General features: G+C 60.0%; 12 protein-coding genes and 3 pseudogenes. 9 read left to right on the top strand and 6 right to left on the bottom strand.

Translation table 11 applies throughout. The features are described 5' to 3' along the window. The first annotated feature begins 112 nt into the window (after positions 1 to 112). The gene (locus ACA062_RS22390; RefSeq protein ID WP_497453057.1) at positions 113 to 568 is read left to right on the top strand and encodes a GNAT family N-acetyltransferase; all 456 of its coding nucleotides are present in this window, start codon (positions 113 to 115) and stop codon (positions 566 to 568) included. Positions 569 to 899: 331 nt separating this feature from the next. Further along, a complete protein-coding gene (locus tag ACA062_RS22385; protein ID WP_497453056.1) occupies positions 900 to 1,478 on the top strand; it encodes a hypothetical protein in 579 nt (192 codons plus the stop codon). Between the two features lie 476 nt (positions 1,479 to 1,954). Here ACA062_RS22385 and ACA062_RS22380 read toward each other — a convergent pair whose 3' ends face one another. Further along, positions 1,955 to 2,851 (bottom strand): DMT family transporter, encoded by an 897-nt coding sequence (locus tag ACA062_RS22380; protein WP_497453055.1) that lies wholly within the window; start codon positions 2,849 to 2,851, stop codon positions 1,955 to 1,957. Between the two features lie 86 nt (positions 2,852 to 2,937). On the opposite strand from ACA062_RS22380, the gene ACA062_RS22375 reads away from it, so the two are divergent. Beyond that, positions 2,938 to 4,269, top strand: a complete 1,332-nt coding sequence (locus ACA062_RS22375) for an aminotransferase-like domain-containing protein (RefSeq protein WP_497453054.1) — start codon at positions 2,938 to 2,940, stop codon at positions 4,267 to 4,269. Positions 4,270 to 4,286: 17 nt separating this feature from the next. On the opposite strand, the pseudogene ACA062_RS22370 reads toward ACA062_RS22375, so the two are convergent. Further along, positions 4,287 to 4,400, bottom strand: a pseudogene (locus tag ACA062_RS22370) (peroxiredoxin); the annotation flags it as partial. Between the two features lie 391 nt (positions 4,401 to 4,791). On the opposite strand from ACA062_RS22370, the gene ACA062_RS22365 reads away from it, so the two are divergent. Continuing rightward, on the top strand, positions 4,792 to 5,181 hold the full coding sequence (locus tag ACA062_RS22365) for a c-type cytochrome (RefSeq protein ID WP_497453053.1): 390 nt from the start codon (positions 4,792 to 4,794) through the stop codon (positions 5,179 to 5,181). A gap of 110 nt (positions 5,182 to 5,291) precedes the next feature. Here ACA062_RS22365 and ACA062_RS22360 read toward each other — a convergent pair whose 3' ends face one another. The 3 genes and pseudogenes from ACA062_RS22360 to ACA062_RS22350 all read right to left on the bottom strand — a co-directional run bounded on the left by ACA062_RS22360 (position 5,292) and on the right by ACA062_RS22350 (position 7,184). Then, entirely contained in the window at positions 5,292 to 5,714 is a 423-nt protein-coding gene (locus ACA062_RS22360) for a nuclear transport factor 2 family protein (protein ID WP_497453052.1), read from the bottom strand. Between the two features lie 498 nt (positions 5,715 to 6,212). Continuing rightward, positions 6,213 to 6,488: pseudogene (locus ACA062_RS22355) on the bottom strand (hypothetical protein); the annotation flags it as partial. A gap of 123 nt (positions 6,489 to 6,611) precedes the next feature. Beyond that, positions 6,612 to 7,184: a chorismate mutase gene (locus ACA062_RS22350; protein WP_497453051.1), complete on the bottom strand. Its 573-nt coding sequence runs from the start codon at positions 7,182 to 7,184 to the stop codon at positions 6,612 to 6,614. Positions 7,185 to 7,398: 214 nt separating this feature from the next. Between ACA062_RS22350 and ACA062_RS22345 the strand changes: the two genes are divergently transcribed. Continuing rightward, positions 7,399 to 8,412, top strand: a complete 1,014-nt coding sequence (locus ACA062_RS22345; protein WP_497453050.1) for a GlxA family transcriptional regulator — start codon at positions 7,399 to 7,401, stop codon at positions 8,410 to 8,412. A 24-nt stretch (positions 8,413 to 8,436) separates the two neighbouring features. On the opposite strand, the gene ACA062_RS22340 is transcribed toward ACA062_RS22345, so the two are convergent. Then, positions 8,437 to 9,156 carry an SDR family NAD(P)-dependent oxidoreductase gene (locus ACA062_RS22340; protein WP_497453049.1) on the bottom strand — a complete coding sequence of 240 codons (720 nt, stop codon included), beginning with the start codon at positions 9,154 to 9,156 and terminating at the stop codon, positions 8,437 to 8,439. Here ACA062_RS22340 and ACA062_RS22335 point away from each other — a divergent pair. The 4 genes and pseudogenes from ACA062_RS22335 (at position 9,118) to ACA062_RS22320 (ending at position 12,574) form a co-directional block, all read left to right on the top strand. Then, positions 9,118 to 9,906 (top strand): TRAP transporter substrate-binding protein, encoded by a 789-nt coding sequence (locus tag ACA062_RS22335; RefSeq protein ID WP_497453048.1) that lies wholly within the window; start codon positions 9,118 to 9,120, stop codon positions 9,904 to 9,906. The genes ACA062_RS22340 and ACA062_RS22335 overlap by 39 nt on opposite strands. A gap of 307 nt (positions 9,907 to 10,213) precedes the next feature. Next, on the top strand, positions 10,214 to 10,672 hold the full coding sequence (locus ACA062_RS22330; RefSeq protein ID WP_497453047.1) for a metallophosphoesterase family protein: 459 nt from the start codon (positions 10,214 to 10,216) through the stop codon (positions 10,670 to 10,672). Between the two features lie 307 nt (positions 10,673 to 10,979). Next, positions 10,980 to 12,149, top strand: a pseudogene (locus ACA062_RS22325) (methyl-accepting chemotaxis protein); the annotation flags it as partial. A 131-nt stretch (positions 12,150 to 12,280) separates the two neighbouring features. Further along, positions 12,281 to 12,574, top strand: coding sequence for a hypothetical protein (locus ACA062_RS22320; RefSeq protein WP_497453046.1), 294 nt, complete (start codon positions 12,281 to 12,283; stop codon positions 12,572 to 12,574). Positions 12,575 to 12,963: the final 389 nt, after the last annotated feature.

Raw genomic sequence — 12,963 nt, 5'->3', positions numbered from 1 at the left:
TGCAGAGCGCCCGGTGAGGCATTGCCGGTGTAAATGAAATGATCGGGTGAGCGTATCCCGTGATCTTTTATGCGTTTACGATTGAATGATCACCGTAGCGAGGGAACGCAAAATGGATTGTCAGGTTCGTCTCGCAACAATCGGGGATGCAGCAGCGATCAGTCACGTGGTGATCAGCGCGCTGCGTGAGTCCAATGCGCAAGACTATCCGCCCGACGTCATCGCGCGAGTGGAGCAGGGCTTCTCCGCGCAGGGGATCATTCAGTTGATGACGCAGCGCCGGGTTTATGTGGCGTCTGTCGATCAACGTGTCGTCGCAACGGCCAGTCTGGATGGGGACGTCGTACGAAGCGTCTTTGTCGACCCGCAACACCAAGGGACCGGAATCGGCAGGCAGCTCATGACTGTCATTCATTCGGCTGCTCTTGAGCTGGGCCTTGATGTTCTGCACGTGCCGTCTTCAATCACCGCAGAAGGCTTTTATGCCGCGCAGGGGTTTCGAAAAGTGCGGGATGAATTTCACGGGACCGAGCGCACCATCATCATGCAGAGGGTGTTAAGGCGATAGCGGATCTGATCAAACAAACCTGCCAATCATCAGACCGCCATCGCAGGCAAGCCAGCTCCCACAGGGTTTTGTGTTGGGCACAATATTCGTGCACGGCAGCGATTCCTGTGGGAGCGGGCCCGCGATGAGGGCAGCACGGTCAACATCGATGTCGAATGTCCGGCCGCCATCGCAGGCAAGCCAGCTCCCACAGGGTTTTGTGTTGGGCGCAGTATTCGTGCACGGCAGCGACTCCTGTGGGAGCGGGCCCGCGATGAGGGCAGCACGGTCAACATCGATGTCGAATGTCCGGCCGCCATCGCAGGCAAGCCAGCTCCCACAGGGTTTTGTGTTGGGCGCAGTATTCGTGCACGGCAGCGATTCCTGTGGGAGCGGGCTTGCCCGCGATGAGGGCAGCACGGTCAACATCGATGTCGAATGTCCGGCCGCCATCGCAGGCAAGCCAGCTCCCACAGGGTTTTATGTTGGGCGCAGTATTCGTGCACGGCAGCGACTCCTGTGGGAGCGGGCCCGCGATGAGGGCAGCACGGTCAACATCGATGTCGAATGTCCGGCCGCCATCGCAGGCAAGCCAGCTCCCACAGGGTTTTGTGTTGGGCACAATATTCGTGCACGGCAGCGATTCCTGTGGGAGCGCGCCCGCGATGAGGGCAGCACGGTCAACATCGATGTCGAATGTCCGGCCGCCATCGCAGGCAAGCCAGCTCCCACAGGGTTTTGTGTTGGGCGCAGTATTCGTGCACGGCAGCGACTCCTGTGGGAGCGGGCCCGCGATGAGGGCAGCACGGTCAACATCGATGTCGAATGTCCGGCCGCCATCGCAGGCAAGCCAGCTCCCACAGGGTTTTGTGTTGGGCGCAGTATTCGTGCACGGCAGCGATTCCTGTGGGAGCGGGCTTGCCCGCGATGAGGGCAGCACGGTCAACATCGATGTCGAATGTCCGGCCGCCATCGCAGGCAAGCCAGCTCCCACAGGGTTTTGTGTTGGGCGCAGTATTCGTGCACGGCAGCGATTCCTGTGGGAGCGGGCTTGCCCGCGATGAGGGCAGCACGGTCAACATCGATGTCGAATGTCCGGCCGCCATCGCAGGCAAGCCAGCTCCCACAGGGTTTTGTGTTGGGCGCAGTATTCGTGCACGGCAGCGACTCCTGTGGGAGCGCGCCCGCGATGAGGGCAGCACGGTCAACATCGATGTCGAATGTCCGGCCGCCATCGCAGGCAAGCCAGCTCCCACAGGGTTTTGTGTTGGGCGCAGTATTCGTGCACGGCAGCGATTCCTGTGGGAGCGGGCTTGCTCGCGAAGGCGTACTGACATTCGGCATCGATGTCGACTGACGACGCCTTTAGGCAAGCCTGCAGTCAAACCAAAGACACCCCGGTCCCGTCTACTTGGAAAACCGCCGCGCCCCCGCCACACAAAGAATCACCGCCACCGTCACTCCCAACATGCCAATGCTCACCTGCTCATGCAGCAACGTCGCCGCTAGCGCCAAACCGAAAAACGGTTGCAGCAACTGCAACTGGCCGACGGCGGCAATCCCGCCCTGGGCCAACCCGCGATACCAGAACACGAAGCCGACCAGCATGCTGAAGACCGATACGTATCCCAGGCAGACCCACGCCGATGTCGTGATACCCGAGAACGAAGGCGGGGCGAGGTACCAGGTCAGCGGGATCATCACGGGAAGCGACAGCACCAATGCCCAGCAGATCACCTGCCAACCGCCCAAGGTCCTGGACAACTTCGCGCCTTCGGCATAACCCAGGCCGCAGGCGAGGATCGCCAGCAACATCAGGATGTCCCCCGTCGGCGACGCGGTCAGGCCTTGGGAGAATGCAAAGCCCACCACCAACGCACTGCCCAGCACCGAGAACAACCAGAACACCGGCCGCGGCCGCTCACCACCGCGCAGCACGCCAAACGCCGCGGTGGCGAGCGGCAACAGGCCAACGAAGACGATCGAATGCGCCGACGTCACGTACTGCAGCGCCAACGCCGTCAGCAGCGGGAACCCCACCACGACCCCGAGTGCCACGATCGCCAGGGGCAGAAGATCACCTCGGGCAGGACGTTTTTCCTTGAACAGCAGCAACATGCACAGCGCCAGAAGCCCCGCGATGGTAGCGCGGGCAACCGTCAGGAATACCGGGTCGAACTCCAGCACCGCCAACCGTGTGGCAGGCAGCGAGCCGCTGAAGATCAGGACGCCGATGAACCCGTTGAGCCAGCCGCTGGCGGTCTTTTCCACCTCCAGGTTTTGCAGCTTCGATGCCCGTTCCATTTCGTTCACACTCAAAAAGTTTGCAGAGACCCATCCTATGATCGAAGATCAAGACAATCAAAATATTGTCATGGATACATCGGCCCATGCCTCGCTCTCGATACAAGTCGCTGGTTGACAGCTTTGCCGCGGATATCCGCTCCGGGCGCCTGCTGCCAGGTACGCGCTTGCCGACCCACCGCCAACTGGCGACGACCGAAGGCCTCGCGCTGGTGACGGCCAGCCGGGTCTATGCAGAACTCGAGGCGATGGGCCTGGTCAGCGGGGAAACCGGGCGCGGCACCTTCGTCAGGGAAACCGCGCTGGCGCCGGGTTCGGGCATCGACCAGAAAGACGTGGCCGTCGGCATGATCGATCTCAACTTCAACTATCCGTCGCTGCCGGGACAGGCAGAACTGTTGCGCAGTGCGTTGCGCCAACTGGCGTCGGGGGGTGACCTGGAGGCGCTGCTGCGCTACCAGCCACACGCCGGGCGACAGCATGAGCGGGCATCGGTGGCACGTCATCTGCGCGCTCGCGGATTGACGGTGGAGGCCGGGCAAGTGTTGATCGTCAATGGCGCTCAGCAGGGGCTGGCCGTGACGATGATGGCGCTGCTCAAACCCGGTGATGTGATTGCCGCCGATGCGCTGACTTATTCAGGTTTCAAGGTGCTCGCCGAAGCCCTGCACCTCGAAATCGTGCCCATTCCCGTGACCGAACAGGGGCCGGATCTCGCTGCCCTGGAAAAGCTCTGCCGGAGCCGGCGCGTAAGGGCGGTTTACAGCATGCCAACGCTGCACAATCCACTGGGGTGGGTGATGAGTGCCGAGCAGCGCGCGCACCTGGTGACGATTGCGCGTCGCCATGAGTTGCTCATCATCGAAGACGCCGCGTACGCCTTCCTGGCTGAAAACCCGCCGCGACCGATCGCCGATCTCGCCCCGGAGTGCACGGTTTACGTGTCCGGGTTATCCAAAAGTGTCGCCACCGGGTTGCGTGTAGGTTTCATCGCTGCGCCCCTGGATAAAGTGCCCGCCCTGGAGCGAACGATCAGGGCCACCACCTGGAACACCCCGGGCGTGCTGACAGCGATTGCCAGCACGTGGCTCGACGATGGCACCGTCATGCAGTTGGAAGCGGAAAAGCGCAAGGACGCCCAGGCCAGGCAAGCCATCGCCGCGCAAGTGCTGGCGGGCCTACGCTACATCAGCCACCCATCGTCGTATTTTCTGTGGCTGCCGTTGCCGGAAGACGCACGGGCCGACCAGATCGCCATGGAGTTGATGCGCGAACAGGTGGCGGTCTCGATCGCCGAGCCTTTTGCGATCTCCGTGCATGTACCCCATGCGATCCGTCTGGCGTTGGGGTCGGTGGATCTGGACACGCTGCGCCAGGCGTTGGTGAAGGTGAAGAGGGTGGTGGGGGCTTATTCCTAGCGCAGGGCGATGGCCTACGGCGGGGACAGTTTGATGTTCAGACGGCCATCGTCGCTTCGCGCTTCGCCATTGCGCCCGCCGGTGGTGTGGGTCTTGCCGGTATACAGCACGGTGTCGATTTGATTGATCATGGGTGGCTCCTGCTGGGGTGTTGGACTCTTCAGCGGTTAGGTCGCTGGATTCATCGGAGAAGCTGATGTCCGATGGCGCCCACTTTTCCACCTTCATGTAGTGCGTGTGTGTCCTGAACCGGCGGTTGTGTATCGCTGTGTAAAATCACCGGAAAACATGCAGGCCGATACAAACAACACCCGCTTTGGCTTGATTGCCGTTGCCGGCGGCATCGCCCTGGTCCTCGCTGGCGGCCCGAATCCTGCCCTATCTGCTGGCAGCCCCAAGGCTATCCACAGGCTTTCGCCGCCAAGGCCGGGGGAGGGCGTTTTTGCATTTAAGTTTTGGTACCGGCGCCAGTCATGATGAAATAGCCGCCTGCTTTTGCTATGAACGACACCTGGAACCGACATGAAGAACGCCGCCGTACTGACCTTCGCCCTGCTGCTCAACGCAGGGCTCTGCAGCGCCCAGGCCGACGCGGCCGGCGATGCTGAAGCAGGCGGCAAACTGTTCAAGCGGATCTGCGGTGGCTGCCATCAGGTCGGGGAATCGGCGCGGGGCTCTTTTGGTCCGCAGCTCAACGGGATTTTCGGTCGCCCTTCAGCCAGCACGACGGACTACCTGTACTCTGACGCGATGAAAGCGGCCGGCATCGTCTGGACTCGCGAAACACTGACCGCGTACCTCGAAAACCCGAAGGGAGTGGTCCCCGGGACCCGGATGATTTTCTGGGGGCTCAGCGATCCGGAAAAGGTCGAAGATGTGCTGGCTTATCTTCAGACCTTTCAACCGCATTGAGCTGGCTGAACACTAGGCGCGCGTGGTGGTTCAACCGCTGACAGACGGGCGACGCGTTTAGCCAACTAACAATGCGTTATCGTTGACGTCCTTCGCTGGCGAGCCAGCTCCTACAGGGCCGCGAGGTAGGCGCCGAGGCGTTGGCCCATTTGCTCGCCCAAGGCTTGCAAGGCGCTGAAGGGGCGGACCATCACCTCGAACTCGACGATTTTCCCCTGTTCATTGAAGCGGATCATGTCGATGCCCTTTAGCGCCTTTCCGTCGACGTTGGCGCTGAACTCCAGCACGACGCTCAATCCGTCTGCCGTCGCCAATTCCCGGTGATAGACAAAATCATCGAACACCTCAATGACGGTGTTGAGAATCTTCGAGACCACGACCGCCCCCAGGTAAGGCTTGTGCGCCATCGGCGAGCGGAATATCGCCTGAGGGTCCAACAGTTCGGGCAAGGCGCTCAAGTCACCCTTGCGGATCATGGCGTGCCACTGGTTCAGAGAGGCTGCGGCTTCGGGATGCAGGTTCAGTCCAGACATCTTCAACTCCTGTATTTTTATTGTTGGCCTTCCGGCGGCGATGGCGTTGCCCGTCGAGTATAAGAGGCCCTGCGTGGGCAGCAAGGGGACCAAAAGATCGCAGCCTGCGGAATGCGCGTACGACCACGAATTGGCGGATATACCCGGCATTTGGTGGCGCAGGCTTGTGTGGGAGCTGGCTTGCCAGCGAAGGCGGTCTCAAACCTTGCAGCGCCCATGACGACGCCTTCGCCAGCAAGCCGGCTCCTACAGGTTTGGCGTTGTCCACTATTCATCTGTACGCCGGTGATCGTGTAGGAGCTGGCTTGCCAGCGAAGGCGGCCTCGAGTCATGCAGCGCCAATGGAAACACCTTCGCCAGCAAGCCGGCTCCTACAGCGGCGATCTTGGCGATTGCCCGGGCATCCCATGAACTGCGGGTTATTGCAGGTATAAAAAACCCGGCAGACGAGGCCGGGTTTTTCGTTGAGTGTTGCGGTAAACCATTCATTTACACCGCACGGCTTTCGATCAGGCGATCCGAACCATCAGCAGCCACCCGATTTTCGATCAACCGATCCGAACCATCAGCAGCCACCCGATTTTCGATCAACCGATCCGAGCCATCAGCCGCCACGCGATTCTCGATCAACCGATCCGACCCCCCCTCGGCCACACGACTTTCAATCAACCGATCCGAGCCGCCTTCAGCGACAACCGGGTGAGCAGAGGTAGCGGCGAAAGCGTTCACTGCAAAAACCGAGAAAGCGATGCTGAGAAGGACTTGGCGTTTCATGATGGTGTGCTCCGGGGTGTAGGTGTCTGGTATGGAGGCGATGTTACGCCCCGGAGTTTTTAAGAGAACTTCATTGAGTTAATGGTGACTATTAACCCCGTCAATGGCTGCATCACCCAGGGTTTACCGATCAGCGATACACAGTTCGCCGGTGGCGCGTATCAAGGCCTGGCCATGCAAACCGTCCTTGATCAAACCGGATCGCGCCGTGGCCAGCCAGTCCTGGCAGTTAGGGTCGGTGCGATAGGGCACGAACCTGGCGTATTGCTGCAACAGGCGGTTCTGCAGTTCATCCAGCTGAGGCCTGATCTGCTTGGCGAGGTCCGGCCGTGGCGTGTCAGGCGCCTTGCCCGCCGCATGCCATTGAGCGATCAGGCCGTACTGCACCAGCTTGTTGGCCTCTATCTGTGCGTCGACCAATTCGGCGACGTCGTTCGGGTCCAGCTTGCGCGCCGCGGCCATCTTCCTCGCGTCGGCGATGACCTGCGCTTCCCGGGCGCTGTCCTGGATCGGTTTGCCACTGTCCCATTTGGTCAGCGCCACCAGATCGGCAATGTTCAGGCGCTCGTTCATCGTCGCCAGCAGCGGTTGCAGGCTATCGGGCGCCGGTCCGGGCGTGGCAGCCTGTGCGCCGCCAGCGAACAAGCCGAGCAGGGCGCAGGTCAGCAGCAGCGGTAAGCGTGGGGAGTGGAGCATTGGCAAACCTCATTGGACGCGGGATTCACAGGCAGGTGATGTGTAACACAGGTGTGGCAGGGCCGTTAAGGGTGGCGGATCCATTTACGCAGGGCGCAACGAAAGCCGGGTCGCATAATGGCGCTAGGGCTTTTTTGCGCTTGTGCAGGTAGCATGAACGCTTTACCGGCGAGCCAAGCGACAGGCTGGTTAACGTAAACGAGTGGGTCGAACATTGATCGAACGACGTCAATTCAGCGGAGGCATGAAGGGTAAAAATCTCCGCTATCTGAATGAAAACCCTGGCCAGCCTGCTCAGATGAGTCGAGCAGGCTTTTTGCTGCTCGAGCACTTCTCGCTGCCTGCGTTCACCCAGGCACTGGATACCATTGTCACCGCCAATCTGCTGCGCCCCGGGTTGTTCTCATCGCGCACGTTCGGCCTGAATGACGCAGAAGTCGTCAGCGATCTGGGGCTGGTGATCCGCCCGGATGCACGCCTCGATTCTGCCGCTATCCACGACCTGGATCTGCTGGTCATCTGCGGCGGCTACCGGACCGAACTGAAGGCGAACGAGGAGTTCATCAACCTGTTGCGAGCGGCGACGGACCAGGGCGTCACGCTGGCCGGATTGTGGAACGGTGCATGGTTCCTCGGCAGGGCAGGCCTGCTCGACGGCTATCGCTGTGCAATCCACCCCGAACATCGCCCCGCACTCGCCGAAATCGCCAAGGCGACCCAGGTCAGCAGCGAGCCCTATGTCATCGATCGCGACCGGCTCACGGCGTCCAGCCCCTCCGGCGCATTCCATATGGCGCTGGACTGGATCAAGGGCCTGCACGACAAAGCCCTGGTCGAGGGCATCGAAGACATCCTGGCGTTCGAGGAGTCTCGCTACCGGCGCATCAAACCCACTGAAAACATCTGCGTCAGCGCGCCCTTGCGCGAAGTGGTGAAGCTGATGGACGCCAACCTCGAAGAACCGCTGGAGCTGGAGCAACTGGCCGTTTACGCCGGCCGCTCACGTCGCCAACTCGAGCGCCTGTTCAAGGAACAACTGGGCACCACGCCGCAGCGCTATTACATGGAACTGCGGATCACCGAAGCCCGTCGGCTGCTCCAGCACACGGAGCTGTCCCAGGTCGACGTGCTGGTGGCCTGCGGGTTCGTTTCGCCCAGTCATTTCAGCAAGTGCTACAGCTCGTATTTTGGCTACAGGCCTTCCAAGGAAAAGCGCCTGGTCAAGTAATGACGTTGGAACTCTGAATGAAAGTCAGATTTCCAGAATGCCCGACGCCATGAAGCCGCCGTCCACCGGAATCACATGACCGCTGATATACGACGAATCGTCGGACGCCAGAAAGGCCACCGCGCCCGCCATTTCCGCCGGCGTTCCATAACGTCGCATCGGTACGGCCCGGGCGTAGGAATCCCGCGTCGTGGCCGAGTGCAACATCTGGGTCAACGGTGTGTCCACCGGGCCGGGCGCTATGCCGTTGACCGTAATGCCGTATTCGGCCAGCTCGACCGCCATCTGCCGGGTCAGACCGATGAGCGCGGCCTTGGAAGTGCCGTAGGCCGTGCGGCCCAGGCTCGCGCGCATACCGCTGATGGACGCGACGTTAATGATCCGCCCCCAGCCATTGGCGCTCATCAGCCGCGCCGCGTGTTGCCCGCAGAGCAGCGAGCCGGTCAGGTTAATGTTCAGTACCCGTTGCCAGTCGCTGAGGTCGCAGTCCAGAAACGCCTGGGTCTTGGCAATGCCGGCATTGTTGACCAGCACATCACAGCGGCCGAAGCGCTCTTGCAGGAAGGCAAACGCCGCCGCGATGGAGTGCGCATCGCCGACGTCGATTGCCAGCGCCACCGCTTCAATGCCTTGGGCGTTCAGCCCGGCGACCATTTCTTCGGCCGCCGCCAGGTTAATGTCTGCCACCACCACGGTATGCCCGTCATGTCCCAGGCGTTCGGCGATAGCGGCACCGATCCCCATGGCGGCTTCTATGCAGGCCCGCCGGTCATTCTGGGCACCCTGATACCTTCCGCGCAGATCAGCGCAGTGGGGTTCGCGTTCAAGGATTACGATCAGGTGTGGGCGGCGATGGATGGCGAATTGGGCGCGCATATCCGCACAGAGATTGCCAAGAGCGAGGTGTTATTTGCGTTCGAAAAAATCTGGGACAACGGCTTTCGAGTCACCACCACCAGTAGCAAGCCCATTGCGACACCCGCTGATCTGTTGGGAATGAAACTACGAGTCCCGCCAAGCCCAATCATCATGTCGATGTTCCGCAGCTTCGAGGCCGCACCGGCGAGCATCAACTTCTCCGAGGTTTATTCCGCTTTGCAGACTCGTATTGTTGAAGGTCAGGAAAACCCTCTGACACTGATCGCGTCCGCCAAGTTGTATGAAGTGCAAAAATATTGCTCGATGACCAACCACATGTGGGACGGCTTCTGGATTCTTGGCAATCAATCGAAGTTTGCCGGACTGCCCGCGCCGGTGCAGGCACTTGTGACGAAGCACATCAACGAAGCTGGGGTGAACATGCGCGCCGATCTGCGAACGATGCAGCTGGACGTCATCGAGGTGCTGAGTAGCAAAAAACTGATCTTGAGCAGCGTTGCCCCCGAGGCTTTCCGTCAGAAATTGCGTGAGGCGGGTTACTACTCGCAGTGGCGCGAGACGTTCGGCGAGAAGCCGTGGGCGTTGTTGGAGAAGATAAGTGGATCTTTGGTTTGATCGATGATCGGCAGAAATGCCTGCTGTAGGGAGTGGATGTGCTCGGGAGAGGGGTGCAGCTTCAAGCCGCTGGCAGGCGTTTACCGCCTGCTCAGCCAGGCCCTGCCTGGTTCAGTCATTCACCAATGATCGCCTTGATCAATTCAATATGGGCCTTGCGAGTGTCGCGGGGGGAGATCAAGTGAATATAGGCTGCCGTCCTTCCAGAGGCCGCCAATAGCGAATCCCTGAATGACCCTGCAAGTGTGCCGGAAACCGAGGATCATGCATGAGGTCCGATTGGCTTGAGCATGCTTTGGAGCCCAGAATGAAAGTTGGCGTGATCTCCGATACCCATGGCTTGCTCCGCGCCGAAGCCGTCGCTGCCCTGGAAGGTTGTGAACGGATCATCCACGCCGGCGACATCGGAAAACTCGAGATCCTCGAGCAGTTGGCAGCAATTGCCCCGCTGCACGTAGTACGCGGGAACAATGACCTGGGCGCACCTTGGGCAGACACACTCGCCGACCAGCTGCGTTTTGATCTGAATGGATGGCAGACCTTGCTGGTGCACGACGTTGCCGATGTTCCGACGGAGCTGGATGCCGGGATAAAGCTGGTGATTACCGGCCATTCGCATAAGCCACGCATTGAATGGCGCGGCGAACGGCTGTATCTCAATCCAGGTAGTGCGGGGCGGCGCAGATTCAAGCTGCCGGTGTCGCTGGCGTTGTTGGAGGTGCTTGAGGGTTCGATTGAACCGCGGCTGGTTTCGTTATTGGAATGACCATCTGCTGGAATGCGGTCCCCAAAAAAAGGCGCAAAAGCAGCGAGAGCTCGAAGCCGCGGCTGGTCTCGCTGCCGCAATGATCATGTGCTGAAGGGTTTGGCTGAATACGCTTCACGGGGAATCTACCGCGGGTATTGCAGCCTCTGTCATCAAATGCCACGTCACTGACGTTCAATGCGACGCAGTCGACTTGCGCTTGACGATACTGGCTGTCTCACCGAAGTCGTGAAGCGAAATCCCCCGTCAAGCCCGATAGCTGCGTGCCTTGGCGGGGGCTGTCAGCTGCAAACCTCAAACAATAATAATGGCTAACCCATCGAGTTCGTCGCATGAACATTCTGAACAAGTCCAAGTTTTCGACGCGACGGAGCAGGCACGGGCGGAGAAAGCCTTCGCGACCTACCGCGGCACGCCGCTGGAGGAGGATGAGCGGGTGGTGGGGGACCGGTACGAAGCCCTGTGGCCTGCCTATGTGGCCGCGACCCGGCAGATCTTGGAACTGTTGAACGCTGGCGATATCGCCCAGGCACGCACTCGCTTGAACGCGCTATCCCTGGACGAATTCAGAGAGGCCCGCGAGTGCCTGCACGTTATGATCAATTCGATCGATCGACAGATCAAAAAGGGTGCCGAGGGTGCGCAAGCACTCAAAGCCAGCTCCACGCTGATGCTGTCGGTCGGGATCGTGATCGCCTTTCTGGTGGCCGCTGTCCTGGGCATGCTGGTTACCCGCATGATCACTCGCCCATTGGCAGTGGCGGTCGCGAGTGCCCAGCGCATTGCCGCTGGCGATCTGACTCAGCGTATTTCCACTACCCGTGGCGATGAAGCGGGGCAACTGCTCAATGCCTTGGCGGATATGCAAGGTGGTTTGAAGCGCACCCTCCAGGAGATCGCCAGGGCCTCGGATCAGTTGGCCTCGGCCGCCGAAGAGCTGAGCACGGTCACCGAGGAAAGCACCCGTGGCCTGACAAGGCAGAATGACGAAATCCAGCAGGCGGCCACCGCGGTCAATGAAATGACCGCGGTCGTCGAGGAAGTGGCACGTAACGCGGTCTCGACCTCCGATGCCTCTAAAACCGCGACCGAAGACGCCGTCGATGGACGTGCTCAGGTCGACCATACGCTCAAGGGCATCAGCACCATGGTGCAACAGATCACCGGGTCGACCGAGACGGTGACCGAACTGGCCGGGCACATTCGGGAAGTCAGCAAGGTCTTGGACGTGATCCGCAGTATCGCCGAACAGACCAACCTGTTGGCGCTCAACGCGGCCATCGAAGCCGCCCGTGCCGGCGAGCAGGGGCGCGGGTTTGCCGTGGTGGCCGATGAAGTGCGCGCATTGGCCCACTGCACCCAAGCCTCGACTGTCGAAATCGAAGGCATGATCAATACGGTGCAATCGGGTGCCAACGGGGCCGTCATCGCCATGGGCAAGAGCCTGTCGCTGGCCACCAGCACCCAGGAACAGGCCCGGCTGGCCTTGTCCTTTAACACCCTGGTCGCGCAGTTCAAGCTTTAAGGTTCTGCGGGCGGTTTCAGTAGACCACTACACTGTCTCATCGAACGGCCGAGGCCGAGAGCGAACGTTAGCAGGAGTGGAATGTGCGTAACGACAGATTATTGGGTTTGAACCAGCAAATCGAAAAAGCCGCCACTGCCATGCGCGAAAAACTCGTGGTGTCTGATGAGGTGGTAGTGGCGGATTTCATGAGGCGGTACGAATTGACCTTGGCACTATTCGGTACTGGCTCAGAGCCGAAGCTGGAGGCGAGCTTGAAGGGACTGTTAAATTGCACGAGAGGCTACCTGGAAACCTCCAGTCATTATGATCAGAAATTTCTGGATGAAATGTGTGCGACAGAAAGACTGATCGAGGAATGGTTGAAGGACAATTAGCTGCAAATTCGCGCGTACGTTTCCGACCTGTCAGCACAGGTCACGTTCGTCCGCTGCTGGCCGTTTTCTGCCCGTCGCGAGAGGCAGAAAACGACCCAGGTTGTGTGAAAACGTTTTAGAGCGAGTTTGACAGTCAGAACCGCAACGAAAATCGCGTTCCTACACAAATTTCAGGTCTGTTGACCAACAAAACTCTGGCAGATTTTACGTAGCAACGCAGACTTCACAACGGTGCATGCGTTTTCACACAGCCTGGACCCATAGCGGTCATTCGAGCAAGCAGAAATGGTTAGCGTTGGTATCAAATACTAGGACGATGAAGCAATGAAATACGGATTTTTGGCCGCCATGGCGGCCGGCCGCGAGCCTTACGAGACTTGAAACCGGTG

Source organism: Pseudomonas sp. LBUM1679, assembly GCF_059695565.1.
Note: the sequence above shows the minus strand (reverse complement) of the source record. Positions and strands in the feature narration are given on the sequence as shown.

Coding starts and splice junctions, on each gene's coding strand:
- ACA062_RS22390 (WP_497453057.1), top strand. CDS start 113: ATGGATTGTCAGGTTCGTCTCGCAACAATCGGGGATGCAGCAGCGATC.
- ACA062_RS22380 (WP_497453055.1), bottom strand. CDS start 2,851: ATGGAACGGGCATCGAAGCTGCAAAACCTGGAGGTGGAAAAGACCGCC.
- ACA062_RS22375 (WP_497453054.1), top strand. CDS start 2,938: ATGCCTCGCTCTCGATACAAGTCGCTGGTTGACAGCTTTGCCGCGGAT.
- ACA062_RS22365 (WP_497453053.1), top strand. CDS start 4,792: ATGAAGAACGCCGCCGTACTGACCTTCGCCCTGCTGCTCAACGCAGGG.
- ACA062_RS22360 (WP_497453052.1), bottom strand. CDS start 5,714: ATGTCTGGACTGAACCTGCATCCCGAAGCCGCAGCCTCTCTGAACCAG.
- ACA062_RS22350 (WP_497453051.1), bottom strand. CDS start 7,184: ATGCTCCACTCCCCACGCTTACCGCTGCTGCTGACCTGCGCCCTGCTC.
- ACA062_RS22335 (WP_497453048.1), top strand. CDS start 9,118: ATGTCCCAGGCGTTCGGCGATAGCGGCACCGATCCCCATGGCGGCTTC.
- ACA062_RS22340 (WP_497453049.1), bottom strand. CDS start 9,156: ATGGGGATCGGTGCCGCTATCGCCGAACGCCTGGGACATGACGGGCAT.
- ACA062_RS22330 (WP_497453047.1), top strand. CDS start 10,214: ATGAAAGTTGGCGTGATCTCCGATACCCATGGCTTGCTCCGCGCCGAA.